Annotated in this window: 14 protein-coding genes; 5 read left to right on the forward strand and 9 right to left on the reverse strand. The window is 72.1% G+C overall.

From position 1 onward, the window contains the following. Window positions 1-50: 50 nt before the first annotated feature. Window positions 51-542: an NUDIX domain-containing protein gene (locus SM447_RS06210; RefSeq protein ID WP_474571735.1), complete on the reverse strand. Its 492-nt coding sequence runs from the start codon at window positions 540-542 to the stop codon at window positions 51-53. A gap of 55 nt (window positions 543-597) precedes the next feature. Here SM447_RS06210 and SM447_RS06215 point away from each other — a divergent pair, with 55 nt between their 5' ends. Continuing rightward, window positions 598-2,247, forward strand: coding sequence for a fatty acid--CoA ligase (locus SM447_RS06215; RefSeq protein ID WP_474571736.1), 1,650 nt, complete (start codon window positions 598-600; stop codon window positions 2,245-2,247). A gap of 183 nt (window positions 2,248-2,430) precedes the next feature. Here SM447_RS06215 and SM447_RS06220 read toward each other — a convergent pair whose 3' ends face one another. The 5 genes from SM447_RS06220 to ku all read right to left on the reverse strand — a co-directional run bounded on the left by SM447_RS06220 (window position 2,431) and on the right by ku (window position 7,090). Next, complete coding sequence (locus tag SM447_RS06220; RefSeq protein ID WP_474571737.1) at window positions 2,431-3,441, reverse strand: NADPH:quinone reductase; 1,011 nt, start codon at window positions 3,439-3,441, stop codon at window positions 2,431-2,433. 41 nt (window positions 3,442-3,482) lie between these two features. After that, the gene (locus tag SM447_RS06225) at window positions 3,483-4,139 is read right to left on the reverse strand and encodes an HAD family hydrolase (RefSeq protein ID WP_474571738.1); all 657 of its coding nucleotides are present in this window, start codon (window positions 4,137-4,139) and stop codon (window positions 3,483-3,485) included. 99 nt (window positions 4,140-4,238) lie between these two features. Then, window positions 4,239-5,063: an SCO6745 family protein gene (locus tag SM447_RS06230; protein ID WP_474571905.1), complete on the reverse strand. Its 825-nt coding sequence runs from the start codon at window positions 5,061-5,063 to the stop codon at window positions 4,239-4,241. Window positions 5,064-5,249: 186 nt separating this feature from the next. After that, the gene (locus tag SM447_RS06235) at window positions 5,250-5,882 is read right to left on the reverse strand and encodes an FKBP-type peptidyl-prolyl cis-trans isomerase (protein ID WP_474571739.1); all 633 of its coding nucleotides are present in this window, start codon (window positions 5,880-5,882) and stop codon (window positions 5,250-5,252) included. A 200-nt stretch (window positions 5,883-6,082) separates the two neighbouring features. Continuing rightward, complete coding sequence (ku, locus tag SM447_RS06240; RefSeq protein WP_474571740.1) at window positions 6,083-7,090, reverse strand: non-homologous end joining protein Ku; 1,008 nt, start codon at window positions 7,088-7,090, stop codon at window positions 6,083-6,085. A gap of 85 nt (window positions 7,091-7,175) precedes the next feature. Between ku and ligD (SM447_RS06245) the strand changes: the two genes are divergently transcribed. Together ligD (SM447_RS06245) and ligD (SM447_RS06250) are read left to right on the forward strand one after the other, a co-directional pair. Further along, window positions 7,176-8,117 carry a non-homologous end-joining DNA ligase gene (ligD, locus tag SM447_RS06245; protein WP_474571741.1) on the forward strand — a complete coding sequence of 314 codons (942 nt, stop codon included), beginning with the start codon at window positions 7,176-7,178 and terminating at the stop codon, window positions 8,115-8,117. After that, window positions 8,107-9,018 (forward strand): non-homologous end-joining DNA ligase, encoded by a 912-nt coding sequence (ligD, locus tag SM447_RS06250; protein WP_474571742.1) that lies wholly within the window; start codon window positions 8,107-8,109, stop codon window positions 9,016-9,018. The genes ligD (SM447_RS06245) and ligD (SM447_RS06250) overlap by 11 nt, the downstream gene beginning before the upstream one ends. Before the next feature lie 7 nt (window positions 9,019-9,025). Here the strand turns inward: ligD (SM447_RS06250) and SM447_RS06255 are convergent, their stop codons facing one another. Then, window positions 9,026-10,156 carry a hypothetical protein gene (locus SM447_RS06255; RefSeq protein ID WP_474571743.1) on the reverse strand — a complete coding sequence of 377 codons (1,131 nt, stop codon included), beginning with the start codon at window positions 10,154-10,156 and terminating at the stop codon, window positions 9,026-9,028. A gap of 156 nt (window positions 10,157-10,312) precedes the next feature. On the opposite strand from SM447_RS06255, the gene SM447_RS06260 reads away from it, so the two are divergent. After that, entirely contained in the window at window positions 10,313-11,065 is a 753-nt protein-coding gene (locus tag SM447_RS06260) for a TIGR03089 family protein (RefSeq protein WP_474571744.1), read from the forward strand. Window positions 11,066-11,145: 80 nt separating this feature from the next. Here the strand turns inward: SM447_RS06260 and SM447_RS06265 are convergent, their stop codons facing one another. Beyond that, window positions 11,146-12,825: a DNA repair helicase XPB gene (locus tag SM447_RS06265; RefSeq protein ID WP_474571745.1), complete on the reverse strand. Its 1,680-nt coding sequence runs from the start codon at window positions 12,823-12,825 to the stop codon at window positions 11,146-11,148. Between the two features lie 480 nt (window positions 12,826-13,305). Here SM447_RS06265 and SM447_RS06270 point away from each other — a divergent pair, with 480 nt between their 5' ends. After that, window positions 13,306-13,545, forward strand: coding sequence for a hypothetical protein (locus SM447_RS06270; protein WP_474571746.1), 240 nt, complete (start codon window positions 13,306-13,308; stop codon window positions 13,543-13,545). Window positions 13,546-13,557: 12 nt separating this feature from the next. Here the strand turns inward: SM447_RS06270 and SM447_RS06275 are convergent, their stop codons facing one another. Further along, window positions 13,558-16,032 carry a helicase-associated domain-containing protein gene (locus tag SM447_RS06275; protein WP_474571747.1) on the reverse strand — a complete coding sequence of 825 codons (2,475 nt, stop codon included), beginning with the start codon at window positions 16,030-16,032 and terminating at the stop codon, window positions 13,558-13,560. Between the last annotated feature and the right edge of the window lie 69 nt (window positions 16,033-16,101).

Here is a 16,101-nt window from a genome sequence, read left to right on the forward strand (position 1 = left end):
GACCCGGAGCCCGCTTCGGCGGCCCTGCCCCTGGGGGCGGGGCCGCCGGGTCATTTCAGGATGAGGCGGTTGGTCTGTTCGAAGACGTCCAGGTCGGCCAGGGTCTCCAGGACGCTGGCCGAGAGCGGCTGGGGCATCGCCTCGCGGTGGAAGAAGCCCGCGTCCATGGTCTCGTCGGTGACCCGGGCCAGGCGGCCGTCCCACTCCTCGACCCGGAACGCGGTCGTGAAGATCTGGTAGGTGTGGCCGTACATGTTGGTGTGGGTGCGGTCCGGCCCGGTGTAGAGCGCGAAGGCGCTGACCCGCAGGGCCCGCAGCCCGGTCTCCTCGCGTACCTCCCGCACGGCGCAGTCGGCGATCGACTCGCCCAGCTCCATGGCGCCGGCGGGCAACGCCCACTGGCCGTTGTCGGAGCGGCGGATCAGCAGGATGCGCGCCGAGTTGTCGCGTACGACGGCTCGCGCGCCGACGAACATCAGCGTGCGGTCCCCGGCCAGGGCACGCAGCTGCCCGACGTACGAATCAGCCCAGGAGATGCTCACCCGGACAATTTACGGGGGTTCCCAACGTGTGATCGGCGACACTAACTTGTTACCCATGCGTAGCACGATGATGGACGCCCCCCTTCAGGTCTCCCGGATCCTCGAACATGGCGCCACCGTGCATGGCACGGCCGAGGTGGTGACGTGGACCGGCGCCGAGCCACGGCGCAGCACGTACGCCGAGGTCGGGCGGGACGCCGCCCGGCTCGCGCACGCCCTGCGCGCGGAGTGCGGAGTGACCGGTGACGAGCGGGTCGCCACCTTCATGTGGAACAACACCGAGCACCTGGTGGCGTACTTCGCCGTGCCCAGCATGGGCGCGGTGCTGCACACGCTGAACATCCGGCTCTTTCCCGACCAGGTCACCTACATCGCCAACCACGCCGAGGACCGGGTGGTGCTGGTCGACTCGACGCTGATCCCGCTGCTGGCGAAGTCCATCGGCGGGATGACCAGCGTGCGGCACGTGGTGGTGGTCGGTGGTGGCGATCCCGCTCCGCTGCTGGCGGCGTCGGGCGACCGGATCGCCGTACATCACTGGGACGCGCTGCTGGCCGACCGGCCGGAGGTGTACGACTGGCCCGAGCTGGACGAGCGTGATGCGGCGGCCCTCTGCTACACCTCCGGTACCACCGGCAACCCCAAGGGGGTGGCCTACTCGCACCGCTCGATCTACCTGCATTCGTTGCAGATCTGCATGCCGGAGGGCTTCGGGCTCGGGCCGACCGACCGGGAACTGGCGATCGTGCCGATGTTCCACGCGATGTCGTGGGGGCTGCCGTTCGCGGCGTTCCTCTCCGGCGCGTCGCTGGTGATGCCGGACCGTTTCCTCCAGGCCGCGCCGATCGCCGAGATGATCGCCGCCGAGCGGCCGACCCTGGCCGGCGCGGTGCCGACCATCTGGACCGACCTGCTGGCCTACCTGGACACCCACGACGTGGACACCTCCTCGCTCAAGGAGGTGATCGTCGGTGGCTCGGCCTGTCCGCCGTCACTGATGCACGCGTTCGACGAGCGGCACGGTATCGACGTCATCCACGCGTGGGGCATGACCGAGATGTCGCCGCTGGGCTCAGTGTCGCGCCCACCGGCCGGGGCGAGCGGTGACGAGGCCTGGCGCTACCGGTACACGCAGGGCCGGGTGCCGGCCGGGGTGCGGGCACGGGTCGTGGGCCCGTCCGGGGAACCGCTGCCCGCCGACGGAACCTCCGTCGGCGAGCTGGAGGTCCGGGGGCCGTGGATCACCGCCCGGTACGTCGGGGACGACGCGCCGGACCCGGAGAAGTTCCGCGACGGCTGGCTGCGTACCGGTGACGTGGGCACGCTGTCGGCGGACGGCTACCTCACCCTGACCGACCGGGCCAAGGACGTGATCAAGTCCGGTGGGGAGTGGATCTCCTCGGTGGAGCTGGAGAACGCGTTGATGGCCCACCCGGCGGTGCTGGAGGCCTGCGTGGTGGGCGTACCGGACCAGCGATGGGACGAACGGCCGCTGGCGACGGTGGTGCTCCGGGAGGGTGCCTCGGCCACCCCGGAGGAGCTGCGCGAGTTTCTGGCCGGGTCGGTGGCGCGCTGGCAGTTGCCGGAGCGGTGGGCGTTCGTCGACGCGGTGCCGAAGACCAGCGTCGGCAAGTTCGACAAGAAGGTGGTGCGCTCCCGGTACGCCGACGGCGACCTGAATGTGCGGGAACTGGCAACGCCGTAACGTTTTTCGGCGCATCATCGCCGTTGGGAGTAGTGGCCTGCACAGACCTCTCTCCGGTGGGCGGCCCCGGCGTTCGCACCGCGCCGGGGCCGCCCGTTCCTTGCGGGGCGACCCGCAATGCCAGTATTGCGAGACTTGTTCGCCTCTGTCCTTGGGACGGCGAAATCTCCCAGGTCGAACCGCTTAGGCGCTGGCGCTGAGCAGCACCTTCCCGACCACCGAGTCCTCCACCGCCTGATGGGCGGCGGCGGTCGCGGACAACGGAAAGGGGTGCAACGGCAGGCCGGCCTCCTCTCCCACCCGGATCCCGCCCTGAGCGGCCGCCGCCGCGACGTCCACCACCGCCTGCGCCTTGGCCGCCTTCGGCATGGTGTAGACCAGCACGAACTGCCAGCGGGCGTTCGGTGCCATCAACGGTCGGACCGGCAGCGTCACCTCGTCGCCGCCGTCGTCGGCGTACACGCAGACCGCCCCGCCCGGGCGCAGCAACCGCACGTCGGTGGCGGCGTTACGCGCGGGGGAGACCTCCACGATGCCGTGCACCCCGTCGGGTGCGACCTTCCGGACCTCCTCCACCACGTCCTGTTCCCGGTAGTTGATGACCACCGACGCACCGGCCGCCGCGGCCAGCTGTGCCTTTTCGGCGCTGCTCACCGTGGCGATCACGCAGGCGTCGGCCCACGCCGCCAGCTGGATGGCCGCGTTGCCCACCGCCCCGGCCCCGCCCTGCACCAGCACCGTGTGATCGCTCAACGCTCCCGGGCGGAGGCTGTCGGGCAGGTACTCCCCGGCGGTCAGGCACCGGTGCGCGGTCAGGAAGGGAATGCCCAGGCAGGCACCCAGTTCAAAGGACCCGTCACCGAGGCGTACCGCCTGGCGGACCGGGACCACGGTGTACTCGGCGGCGGTGCCCCAGGGGCGCTGCCAGGCGGCCTCCCAGACCCACACCCGCTCGCCGATCAGCTCCCGGTCGACACCCTCGCCGACCGCCTCGACCACTCCGGCCCCGTCCTGGCCGGGCGTCTGCCAACCGGCCGGCAGCGGACCCTGCCGGCGCGACTTCCAGTCCGTCGGATTCACTCCGGACACCGCGACCCGGACCAGCACCTCACCCGGACCGGGTTCCGGCACCGGCCGCTCCACCAGCTCAAGCACCGAGGGATCGCCGGTGCGCTCGTACACCATCGCCTTCATGTCACCGACCGTAGGCGGGCAGCGGACCGCCCGGTGGCGGTTCAGGCCAGTCGGCCGACGACCTCCGGGGTCAGCTCGTCGATCGAGTTCAGCACCGTCGCGGCCAGCCGCCGCGCGTCCGGATCCAGGGGGTACGCGCCATGTGGCACCGCCACCACCGTCATTCCGGCGGCAGCCGCGGAGCGCACCCCGTTGGAGGAGTCCTCCACCGCCACGCAGCGCGTCGGGTCGAGGTCGAGCCGCCGGGCCACGGTCAGGTAGACGTCCGGCGCCGGCTTGCCGCGCTCGGTCTCCTCGGTCGAGAGGGTGCTGCGGAACGCGTCGGTCAGGTCGGTGGCGGCCAGCGCCGCCGCGATCAGCCGGGTCGGTGAGGAACTGGCCAGCCCCAGCGGCCACCGCGCGGCCAGCCGGCGTACCACCTCGACCGCACCGTCGATCACCGGGACCCGGGCCGCGTACCGTCGGGCCATCTCCTCGACCACCTCGGCGGCGACCTGGTCGGCGGTGCGCCGCACCCCCAACTCGTCGCTGAGGTACCGGGCCCACTCCCCGGTACTCATCCCCATCAGCCGGCGCTGGGTGTCGTCCTGCCAGGTGCCGCCGTGCTCTGCCACGTACGCCCGCCGCACCTCCTCCCAGACCGGCTCGGAGTCCACGATCACACCGTCAAGGTCGAAAACCACCCCACCCACCGTCACACCCCCATCCTTCCTCACCCCACCCCCACCCCACCCATCGCGGCGTTGATCAAGAAGTTTCGTCGGGCGAGGGCGAGAAATCAGACCAGAACCTCTTGGTCAACCTTGCAGGGGTGGAAGGCCGATGGGGCTGTCCGGCGGTATGACGGTGTGTGCGGCACGGGCGATCGGGTCGAGCAGCTCGCGCAGGCGCTGTGTCCGGTCGGCGCCGAGCGCCTGCCAGGGACGGGCAGCGGCGAGGTCGGTGGCGTCCTCGATCGCCTGGAAGGCCGCTCGACCGCGGTCGGTCGGCTTTGCCTGGGCGTCCAGCCAGCCGCGGACGGTCAGCCGCTCGCGCGCCTGCGACCACTCCTGCTCCGACCAGCCCCGGCCGAGCAGGTTGGCCGGCGGCATGTCGACCGCCACCCGCCAGGCGAGCGTCTCCAGCGGGTCGAGATCGGCGGCGACCAGCGCCGCGACGTGCCCGTCGCCGCGATGCTCGCGCAGTGTGGTCGCGGCCTGCCAGAGCCGGGCCAGCGGGTACTCGCCGCGCGGCAGGGCCGCGTTGGCCGCGCCCAGGACCCGTCCGGCCGTTCCGAGCCCGTCGGTGGCGGCCTCCAGCAGGTCGGCGGCCTCGGTCAGGTGCCGCTCGGGCAACTCGTAGGTCAACTCGGCGAGCGCCTGCACCGCCCCGGTCAGCCGGGCGCGCAGCGCCTGGTCCGGGGTGGCCAGCTGCCACACCGCCGGCAGGGCCCTGGTCACCATGTGCGGCGCGAAGTTGTAGAAGGCGGCGACCACCGGGGCCGGACCGGTCGGCCCGAGCGGGGCGGCCCGGCCGGCGAAGTAACCCCGCCAGTAGCCGCGCAGCCCGGCCGCCCCGTAGGCGGCGCGGGCGCGTGGGTGGAAATAGGTGACGGCGTGCACCGGTTCGTAGTGCGTCCACATCAACCGGGCGGTCCGCCCGTCCGCGTCCACTGCCGTCACATGCACCTCCGGGTTCGCTTCGACCAGCGTCCCGAACGTGGTGACCGGGACGTTGGTCGAACCTACTGCCGGTCGGTGACCGGCCGGAAGCCATCTGTGGTCAACGGCATCGATGTTCCGTGGCGGCCGGGCGACCCGGCCGGAGGCTCACTCGGCGGCTAGGACGTCCACCACGAAGCGCAGCGGGCCGGCCGGGCGGCCGCCCCCACCGTCGCCGTACGCGTCCTCGGCCGGAATGTCGAGCTGCACCCGGCTGCCGACGGTGACCCCGACCAGGCCCTTGTCCCAACCGGGGATGACCTGACCCACGCCGATCGGGAAGGTCGCCGGCTGCCCCCGCTCCCAGGAGGAGTCGAACTCCTCGCCGTTCTCGTAGAACACGCCGACGTAGTTGGTGGTGATCGACTGGCCGGCCTTGACCTCCGGCCCGGTGCCCTCGATCAACGGGGTCACGGTCAGCTTGGTCAGCTCGCCCTCGCCGCCGGTGACGGTCGGCTTGCTGCCCAGCGCCGGATCCGCGCCCTCCGGCAGTTGCGGGGCGGGCGGCGCGCCCGGCTCGGTGGCCTCCGCCGGGGCGGTCGGCGTACCGGCAGCCTGCTCGGGAGCGTCGTCGCCACCGCGCTGCCCCACGAGCACGAACACGGTGATCAGCACCGCCACCACGGCGACACCGGCGAACGCGCCGGCCCAGGCCTGCCGGCGGCGCTTGGCCTCGGCCGCCTTCTGGGCCGCGAGTTGCTCGGCCAGCCGCCGCCGTGACTTGGTCTCCTGCTCGCTCACGTCCTCGACTCCCTGCTGAGAGGTGTGGGGTGGGTCCGGCCACGGGCAGCCGTCGCCGACACACGGTACCTGGTGTCGGACGCACTTCCGACCATCGATGGCCCCGGCCGACAGGTACTACTGCGCCGATCATGGACCTCGCGTCCCGGTAAGGCCCGCAAAAGGGGCATTCGATCGGTAGGCGGCGCGTGATCGACCAGTCAGGCGGACTTGCGGGGGGTGGTCTTCTTGGCGGTCTTGGCGGGCTTCTTCTCGGCGGCCTTCTTGGCGGGTTGCGCCTTCTTAGCGGTGGTCTGCTTCGCGGCGGCCTTCTTCGCGGGAGCCTTCTTCGCCGGCGCCTTGGCGGCCTTCTTCTCTGCCGCCTTCTTCTGGGCCGAGCGCGCCGACGAGATCGGTGTGGGCTCGGCGCCACCACCGGCCGGTGCCTCGCCGCGAGCCGCCCGGGCCCGCTCCACCGAAGCCTTGAGCGCGGCCATCAGGTCGACCGCGGCGGCGGGTGCCTCCTCCACCTCCTCCGGCTGGACGACCTCACGGCCCTCCACCTTCGCGTCGATGACCTCCTGCAACGCCGCGCGGTAGTCGTCGGTGAACTCGTCCGGATGGAAGTCCCCGGCCATCGAGTCGATCAGCGAGGTGGCCATCGCCAGCTCGGGAGGCCGGATCTTCAGGTCCTCGTCGAGAAAGCCGAAGTCCGGTTTACGGATCTCGTCGGGCCAGAGCATCGTGTTCAGCAGCAGTACGCCCTCGCGGACCCGCAGGGTGGCCAACTGCTCCCGCTGACGCAGCGCCACCTTCACGATCGCCACCCGCTCCGAGTCGGTCAACGCGTCCCGCAGCAGCAGGTACGGCTTGGTCGCGGTGCCCTCCGGCTCCAGGAAGTACGCCTTGTTGTAGAGGATCGGGTCGACCTGCTCGGCCGGCACGAACTCCAGCACGTCGATCGCGTGGGAGGTGCTCAACGGTAGGTCGGAGAAGTCCTCGTCGGTGAGGATGACCATCTCCCCGCCGCCGATGTCGTAGCCCTTGGCGATGTCGTCGTAGCTGACCTCCTCGCCGCAGACCTGGCAGGTGCGCTTGTACCGGATCCGTCCGCCGTCGGCCCGGTGCACCTGGTGGAACCGGATGTCCTTCTCCTCCGTCGCGGAATACAGCTTCACCGCGATCGAGACCAGGCCGAACGACACGGCTCCCTTCCAGATGGCCCGCATGCTGCGCTCCCTTCCCCGGTATCGACCATGCTCGCATCACAGCGAACCGGGCGCGAGGTGTTCCGCCTGCTACTACAGTCGGCCTGTGCCCGGCGCGCCGCTCAAGCCGATGCTCGCGATGACCGGGCAGCTTCCGACCGGTCCCGGTTGGGCGTACGAGTTCAAGTGGGACGGCGTACGCGCGCTGGCCGACATCGCCGCCGGACGGCCGCGGCTGTACGCCCGCTCCGGTGTGGAGATCACCACCGCCTACCCCGAGCTGATCCCGCTCGGCGAGCAGGCCGACGACGTCCTGCTGGACGGCGAGGTGGTGCTCTTCGACCAGGCCGGACGGCCGTCGTTCACCGCCCTGGCCGAGCGGATGCACGTGCGCAATGCCGCGAAGGCGGCCCGGCTGGCGGCCACCGTGCCGGTCACGTACATGATCTTCGACGTGCTGCGGCTCGGCGGCCAGGACCTCACCGGCTGGCCGTACGACCGGCGCCGGGAGGCCCTCGACGGCCTGGCGCTCGGCGCGGCGCGGTGGGCGGTGCCCCCGGTCTTCTCCGACGGGCCGGCCACCTACGAGGCGGCCGGCGAGCACGGCCTCGAAGGGGTGATGGCCAAGCGGGTCGACTCGACCTACCGGCCGGGAGTGCGGTCACCGGACTGGGTGAAGGTCAAGCTGGAGGTGACCGGCGACTTCGTGGTCGGCGGCTGGCGACCCGGCGCGCGGAAGATCGGCGGTCTGCTGGTCGGCGTACCCGGTGCCGATGGACGGCTCGTCTACCGGGGCCGGGTCGGCGGCGGAATCGGTGCCGCCCTCGAACGGGAACTGCTCCGCGAGCTGGAGCCGCTGCGCACCACCGCGTCACCGTTCAGCGGCGATGTGCCCCGGGAGGATGCCCGGGGCGCGATCTGGGTAACTCCCCGGCTGGTGGTGGAGGTCAAGTACGGCCAGCGCACCCCCGACGGGAGACTGCGGTTCCCCCGGATGCTGCGGGTCCGCCCGGACAAACCGGCCGAGGAGGTCGACGATGCCAGCTGACCGGTTCCCGGTCGAGGTGCAGGGCCGCACCCTGGAGCTGTCCAACCTCGACAAGGTCCTCTACCCGGCGGCCGGCTTCACCAAGGGCGAGGTGATCGACTACTACACCCGGATCGCTCCGGTGCTGTTGCCCCACCTGCACGATCGGGCGCTGACCCGGATCCGCTACCCGAACGGGGTGAACGGCAACTCGTTCTTCGAGAAGAACGCCCCCGCCGCGACGCCGAAGTGGGTGCGTACCGAGACGCTGCCCGCACCCGGCTCCACCAAGGGCCGGGAAACCATCGACTACGTGGTCGCCGACGACCTGCCCACCCTGGTCTGGCTGGCCAACCTGGCGGCGTTGGAGCTGCACACGCCGCAGTGGAAGGTCGGCGGACAACCCGACATGATGGTCGTCGACCTGGACCCGGGTGCGCCCGCGACACTGACGCAGTGCTGCCAGGTGGCGCTGCTGATGCGGGACCGGTTGGCCGAGGACGGCATCGACTCGTACCCGAAGACCTCCGGCAAGAAGGGCATGCAGCTCTGCTGCCCGATCGCCGGCACCCAGGACTCCGAGGTCGTCTCCGGTTACGCCAAGCGGATCGCGCAGGAGCTGGAGAAGGCGCATCCGAAGCTGATCGTGTCGAAGATGGCGAAGAACCTGCGACCCGGCAAGGTGTTCATCGACTGGAGCCAGAACAACGCGGCGAAGACCACGGTCGCGCCGTACTCGCTGCGGGCCCAGGCGGTGCCGTCGGTGTCCACGCCGCTCACCTGGGACGAGGTCTCCGCCGGCGCGGCCGGCAAGCGGCCGTCGACCAAGCCGTACACCGCGACCGAGGTGCTCCAGCGGGTGGAGAAGTCCGGCGACCTGCTCGCCCCGCTCGTCGACGGCGGCCCGGAGCTGCCGGTCTGACGGCACGTCAGCTCGCCGGCCAGGTGGTGTAGGAGATCCGGGCGTTGAGGTTGGCCGGTACGCCCAGCCAGGCGTAGCAGTTGACCGAGACCACGGTGTCCACGCCCGAGCGCCACCAGCTCTCCAGGACGCAGTGGCCACGCCCCCGGTCGAACATGCCGGTGTGGGCGTTGACGAAGGCGGTACCGAAACCGGCACCCGTCCCGTGGAGGACAATCGAATATCTGCCGGTGCCGAGCAGTTGACCGCGAGCGCCGCCGTAGCCGGGGAGCGTCGAGTTGTAACTGTCCCCGGGGAGGTGCCCGCCGTTGATCCAATCGCCGTAGAGGGTGCCGCTGGCGAAGCGCGGCCCGGCCGAGTGGCCGAGCAGGTCGACCCGGGTGCCGTAGGTGACCGCGAACCGGGCGTCGACGGGGCTGCCGGCGGCATTGGCGCACCGTACGTTCCGGCTGTCGGGCCAGCCGATCTGGCAGTTCACCGCGCTGCTGCCCATCGCGGTGACGTGCATCATCGGAAAGATCGGCTCCTCCGACTCGCTGGCCGGGTTGGGGTTCATGAGAATGCGATAGTGGCCGGTGCCGAGCCGCTCGTAGGCGATCGGGCCACCGGTGGAGTCGTACCGCAGGCTGGCGGGGATGGTGCGCGGGCCCGTCGGTGCCGCCTGGTCGGTGGTGAACCAGGCCAGCCGGCCCTGGTGGATCTGCTGCCGGTTGGTGAAGGTCGCCACGAACCGGCTGTCCACCGGCGCGCCGGTGGCCGCGAAGCAGCGCACCTGGATGAGCAGATGGTTGCCGCCCAGCAGGCTCCGGTACCAGCTGGCCACCGTGCAGTGCACCGGCCCGCCGCCGTACGCCACCACGTGGGCGACGCCCGTGCTGGTCGCCGCGTGCTGCAGCTCGACGGTGTACGCCCCCGTGCCGGTGCGGCGCACGACGATGTCACCCTCGGTCGAGGACCAGCTGTAGCCGTTGTTCACGACGTATTCCGCCGTGGTCGGCTGGTTCGCCCAGACGGTCGCGACGACCGCGAAGTTGGGCAAGGGATCGGCCACCCCGGGTGCCGGCGGGGCCAGTACCGCGCCCACCATCAGCCCGGCCATCCCGGCGCGCAGCGCCCGACGCCATCGTCCTGCCCGCATGACCAACCTCCCGAGCCGCCTGTCCACATCTGATCGGATGTGCCGGCGGGACTGGAAAGTACGGCAACCCGGCGTCGGGCCGAAACCGTGCCGACCACCGGAGTGAGCGGGCCCGACCGCCTCGACAGGTCGGGGCGGCAGGAGTAAGACGTACGTATGCCTGCCGCCCTGCCCTTGCTGTCCGCCGCCGGCCTCGCCGCACGGGACCAGCCGCTGCTCACCTACCTCGACCACCGGACCGGGCACCGTCAGAACCTGACCGCTGCGGAGCTGGGCGACTGGGCGGCGCGGGCCGCCGGGCTGCTGCGGGACGGATGCGGACTGACGCCGGGCAGCCGGGTGGCGGTGCTGCTGCCGCCGCACTGGCGTACCGCCGCGGTGCTGCTCGGTGCCTGGTCGGTGGGGTTGGAGGTGTCGTTCCGGCCGCGCGCCACCGCCGGGCTGCCGGTGCTGGAGCCGGGTGCGGACCGACCGTACGACGCCGTCCTGGTCACCCCGGAGCGCCTGGACGACTGGCTGGAGGACGTGCCCGACGGGCTGCACCGATACCTGGTCGGCACCGGACCGGAGCCGCTGACCGACGTGCCGGTCGGCTGGCTCGACTGGTCGGTGGAGGTGCTGCGGCACGGCGCCGCCCCGGCCGATCGGCCGCTGCTGCACGCCACCGACCCGGCCAGCCCGGACGGCACCAGCTACACCGAGTTGGGAGCGGTGGCCAAGGTTCTGGCTGACCAACTCGACCTGCGGGCCGGCGACCGGCTGCTGGTCGACGTCGCCGAGCACGACCTGCCGCTGAAGTGGCTGCTCGCCCCGCTGTCGGCCGGTGCCTCGGTGCTGCTCTGCGCCAACCTCGACCCGGATGAGCGGGACGCGGTCGCCGCCGCCGAGCAGGTCACCCGGATCCTCTGACCCACTCCTTTCCCGCGAGGCCAACTACCGAACAGCGAAGTGGCGCCGCGTCCGGAACGCCGCGCCGCCCGGACGGCGCGTCAGTCGAACGACGGCAGGGACGGGCCGAGGACGTCGTCGGCGTCGACGATGGTGTACGCGTACCCCTGTTCGGCGAGGAAGCGCTGGCGGTGGGCGGCGTACTCGGTGTCGATGGTGTCCCGGGAGACCACGGTGTAGAAGTGCGCCTGCCGGCCGTCGGCCTTGGGGCGCAGCACCCGGCCGAGCCGCTGCGCCTCCTCCTGCCGGGAGCCGAAGGTGCCGGACACCTGGATGGCCACCGCCGCCTCGGGCAGGTCGATGGAGAAGTTGCCGACCTTGGAGATCACCAAAGTGCGCAGCGAGCCGGAGCGGAACTCGTCGAAGAGGCGTTCCCGCTCCTTGTTCGTGGTGGAGCCCTGCACGATCGGCGCGTCCAGGTATTCCCCCAGCTGGTGCAGCTGGTCGATGTACGCGCCGATGACCAGCGTCTGCTCCTCCGGATGCCGGTTGAGCAGGGCGCGTACCACCGGCAGCTTGGTGCGGGCGGTGGCCGCCATCCGGTAGCGCTCCTCGGTCTCCGCCGTCGCGTACGCCATCCGCTCGGCGTCGGTCAGGGTGACCCGGACCTCGATGCACTCGGCGGGGGCGATCCAGCCCTGCGACTCGATGTCCTTCCAGGGCGCGTCGTACCGCTTCGGGCCGATCAGGCTGAACACGTCGCCCTCCCGGCCGTCCTCCCGGACCAGGGTGGCGGTCAGGCCCAGGCGGCGGCGGGCCTGGAGGTCCGCGGTGAACCGGAAGATCGGCGCGGGCAGCAGGTGCACCTCGTCGTAGACGACCAGACCCCAGTCGCGGGCACCGAACAGGTCCAGGTGGGTGAAGGCGCCTCCGCGCCGCGAGGTGAGCACCTGGTACGTGGCGATGGTGACCGGGCGGATCTCCTTGCGCTCACCCGAGTACTCGCCGATCTCCTCCTCGGTCAGCGAGGTCCGGGCGATCAGCTCCCGCTTCCACTGCCGGCCGGCGACCGTGTTGGTCACCAGGATCAGCGTGGTGGCCTTCGCCTCGGCCATCGCCGCCGCGCCGACCAGCGTCTTACCGGCGCCGCACGGCAGCACCACCACGCCCGACCCGCCGGCCCAGAACGCCTCGACCGCCTCCCGCTGGTACGACCGCAGCGTCCACGGCTTCCCACCGTCCTTGCCGGCCTCGGCCAGCTCGATGGGGTGCGCCTCGCCGTCGACGTACCCGGCGAGGTCCTCCGCCGGCCAGCCGAGCTTGAGCAGGGCCTGCTTGAGTCGTCCCCGCTCGGAGGGGTGCACCGCGATGGTGTCGTCGTCGATGCGGTTGCCGAGCATCCCGGCCAGCTTCTTGCTCTTGGCGACCTCGACCAGCACCACCCGGTCCAGGGCGCGCAGGACGAGACCGTGCGCCGGATCGTTGGCGAGTTGGAGCCGCCCGTACCGGTCCATCGTCTCGGCCACGTCGACCAGCAGGGCGTGTGGCACCGGGTACCGGGAGAACTTGATCAGTGCGTCCACCACGGCCTCGGCGTCGTGCCCGGCGGCGCGCGCGTTCCACAGCCCGAGCGGCGTCAGGCGGTACGTGTGCACGTGCTCGGGGGAACGCTCCAACTCGGCGAAGGGCGCGATGGCCATCCGGCAGGCCTGTGCGTCGGGGTGATCGATCTCCAGCAGAAGAGTTTTGTCCGACTGCACGATAAGCGGTCCACCACTCACGCCGAAACCTCTCCTCCGTACGGCTGATCCGGCCGCCGGAGCAGGCGGCTGACCTGCCACAGGGCGACCATCCAGTGTTACACGGGAAAACCAGGGGCGAGAAAGTGCTCACCGCGCGCAACCCTGCCGGCACTCCCGAACGTCTAGCAGTAGGGGACGAGTTGTCGAGGGCCGGTGGCCCGGTTGGTCGCAGCCGGGCCACCGTACGCCCTCGCGGTCGTCACGCCGGTCGGTGCCGGTGCGTAGCGCGTTCGATCCACGGTCAGACGGGCCAGGAAGCGGGGGCCGTTCCCGTCAACCGTGGACAGCCAACGGGGGCGAGCGGCGCGCCCGGGCCGTACCGGCGACCCCACCCCTCCTTCTCGCCGTCGGACGCGGCCGGGTAGGCGTGGAGCCGGATCGGTACCCGATGGTGCTGGTCGACAGCCGTCAAGGATGACACTCTTGACGTCGAGGGCCGGACCGTACGGGGGAGGGCGCATGACCGTCGAGCAGGAAGTGATTCCCGAGCGCGAGCACGCCGAGGCGGCCGAACCCGTCTCCACCACCACGGTGATCGCGTACGCGATCCTCGGAATCGTCCTGTTCGGCTGGTTCCTCTTCGGCTGGCTGGTGCTCCAGCAGGGCTTCATCGACTCGGTCGGCGAGGCCGCCGGTACCGGGTTCGCCCTGCTGCTGCTCGTGGCGATCATCGGGTCGGTGCGGCGCAGCCGTCGCTGAACCGGCCGAGGTTCACTTCTCCAGCACCGCCGCGGTGATCCGATGCAGCGCGAAGGTGTGCAGCATCTCGGTCCGCTCGTCCTCCGCGCGCAGGTAGCCCGCGCCGAGCGACACGGGTCGCACCAGCCGGGACGCGGTCGCCCCGTGTGCGTCGACGTAACCGACCCAGACCAGCGCCTTGTCGCGTACCGCCTGCTGGAGTACGGCCAGGGCGTCGTGGTGACTGTGTACGGGAGCCGGCCCGTCGGGCGTCGCGCCCCGCACCGCCGCCGGGGCCCGCCGGGCCGCTCGCGCCGCCGCGTCACCCCGACGGATCTGCTCCACCACGCCGAGCAGGCGTGGCAGCGGCAGGCGTGGGGTGGCGAGCGGGTCGAGCGCCCGGGTCGCGACCGACACCCGCGCCGGTGCCCGTCGGCTCTTCGGCCGGGTCAGTACCGTCGACCCGGTCGCGTCCTCGGCCACCGGGGCGTAGCCGGCCTCGCGCAGCACGCTCAGTAGCCGGCCACCCTGGTACGGGGTGATCAGCACGGTCGGCGCGAGCCGACGCAACGCCAGCGCCTCGACCCGCCGGTCGGCCAGCACCTCGGCCAGCAGCGCCTCGTCGTCGCTGCGCAGGTACGCCCCGGCGGAGCCGATGCGCAGCCCGCCGTGCTTGCGGGCCACGTCGTCGACCAGGTACGTCAATCCCTGCGGCACCGGTGTGCGGGACCGACGGCGGAACAGCTCGTGCAGGTCGTCCGCCGAGTAGCCAGCGTCCAGTGCCCGCCGCACGCTGCCGGTGGTGATCCGGTGCACGCTGGCCCCGCCGGCCGACTCGGGCTCGGCGACCACCTCGAGCTCGGCGGCGAGCGCCGGCTCCGGCGGCCCGGGCACCACCACGGTCAGGTCGGCCTGGACGAGAAAGTGGTCCACCGGGGCGGGCAGCAGCGTGTCCAGCGCCCGGACCGCGCTGCCGGCCTCGCCGTCCTCGGCGTCGGCCCGCAGCCCCAGCGGGTCGTCCGTCGCGCCGTCCTCGCTCGCCGTCGCCTCCGCCAACAACAGCCGCCCGTACGAGGTGAGCGCCCCCAACCCGGTCACACCCAGCGTGGCCGCCTCGGTCAGGACCTCCCGGTGGGCGTTCTCCCGCCCCCGGCTGCGTCGGGGTGCCCGCCACTCCAGCAGCGCCAGCACCTCGTCGACGCTGGGTGCGGCGGCCGGTTCCAGATCCGCGAGCACGCCGAGCACCGCCCGCCGGGCGGCCGGCGCGCCGGCCCGTTCCGCCTCCGCCGACAACACCGTGATCGGTCGGTCCCGGTCGTCACGCTGGCCGACCAACCCGACCTGCCGCGTCATGGTCAGCCAGGCCCGGGCCAACTGCTCCCAGCGCTGAGCCAGCGAACCGGCCCGCCACATCTCGTACCCGGCGGTGGGCAGCACCTGCTGGTCGGCGCCGTACCGGCCGGCGGCGCCGGGCAGTTCCAGCTCACCGGTCAGCCCGGCCGCGTACGCCACCTCCAGCAGCAGCGCGGCGGTCGATTCGTCCAACCCGGTGGCGCGCGCCAACCGGCGCAGGTCGCGTACGCCGATTCCACCCGAACGCAGCACCGGCGCCGGTTCGGCGGCCAACTGCTCCAGCAGCGCCTCGGTGCGGCGTACCACCTCCATGGTCTGCCCGGCCCCGGCGGAGTCGGCGGCCTTCGGCTCGCGCGGCGTGGCGGTCACCGGGGGCGGTCCGCTGCGCAGCGGACCCAGCGGTCCGGTGTCGCGGCGCAGCAGCAGCCCGACCTCCCGGGGCAGCTCGACCATGCCCGCGGTGCCGCCCTTGCCGCCCGAGACCCGCACCAGCAGCCGGTGGTCGACCAACCAGCGGACCGGGGAGCCGGTCGGTGCCCCGCCGTTGGTGTCGTCCGGTGGCAGGTCGTCGTCGGCGCCGACGGCGGGCGCCTGCAACGCGCCGGGTGGCACGCTGCCGACCGGTGGGCCGGCGGCGAGCCGGTCCAGGATGGCCCGGGCCGACGGCGGCGCGGACAGCAGCGTCCGCCGCAGCTTCGCCGGGTCCGCGCAGAGCGCGGCCGTGCGCGGGTCCAGCTCCGTCGCCGGCCGACCAAGACCCGCAGGGTACGGGGAGATCTCGTCGATGCCACCGACGAGCTGGAGGGCGTTCTCGGGGCCGTACAGCAGGAACCGGGCACGCAGCCGGTCGACGGCGGCCCGGACAGCGGTGGGGGCGGGCGGGCGAGGGCCGCTGGTGGCCATGGCGAGGACGTCGTCGACCGAGGTGGTGCCGTCGGCCGGGTCCCGGGTCAACCGGGCGGCGTCCATGATCTGGAGGGTGAACTGGTCCAGCCCGTCCAGCGCGCGCGACACCGAGACGCGGGACTGCGCCCGGATGGCAAGGGCGGCGACGTCGGCGGGGACCGGCACGACGAGGTCGGGCCGTAGCTGGAGGAGCGCGGCGAGGGACTCGTCGGGCAGCGACCGCAGGTGGTCGGCGAGTGAGGTGCTCATCGTCGTTCCACGCTAGCCCGGCCGGGGCCACTCGCGCCCATCGGACGTCCCGGCCGGTCCGGCTGGCCG

Source organism: Micromonospora aridisoli (assembly GCF_056150025.1).

Excerpts from the sequence above, each read along its gene's own strand:
- SM447_RS06215 (WP_474571736.1), top strand. The coding sequence starts at position 598 with ATGCGTAGCACGATGATGGACGCCCCCCTTCAGGTCTCCCGGATCCTC.
- SM447_RS06275 (WP_474571747.1), bottom strand. The coding sequence starts at position 16,032 with ATGAGCACCTCACTCGCCGACCACCTGCGGTCGCTGCCCGACGAGTCC.
- SM447_RS06260 (WP_474571744.1), top strand. The coding sequence starts at position 10,313 with ATGCCTGCCGCCCTGCCCTTGCTGTCCGCCGCCGGCCTCGCCGCACGG.
- SM447_RS06230 (WP_474571905.1), bottom strand. The coding sequence starts at position 5,063 with ATGTGGACGCACTACGAACCGGTGCACGCCGTCACCTATTTCCACCCA.
- SM447_RS06220 (WP_474571737.1), bottom strand. The coding sequence starts at position 3,441 with ATGAAGGCGATGGTGTACGAGCGCACCGGCGATCCCTCGGTGCTTGAG.
- ku (WP_474571740.1), bottom strand. The coding sequence starts at position 7,090 with ATGCGGGCCATCTGGAAGGGAGCCGTGTCGTTCGGCCTGGTCTCGATC.
- ligD (WP_474571742.1), top strand. The coding sequence starts at position 8,107 with ATGCCAGCTGACCGGTTCCCGGTCGAGGTGCAGGGCCGCACCCTGGAG.
- SM447_RS06255 (WP_474571743.1), bottom strand. The coding sequence starts at position 10,156 with ATGCGGGCAGGACGATGGCGTCGGGCGCTGCGCGCCGGGATGGCCGGG.
- SM447_RS06270 (WP_474571746.1), top strand. The coding sequence starts at position 13,306 with ATGACCGTCGAGCAGGAAGTGATTCCCGAGCGCGAGCACGCCGAGGCG.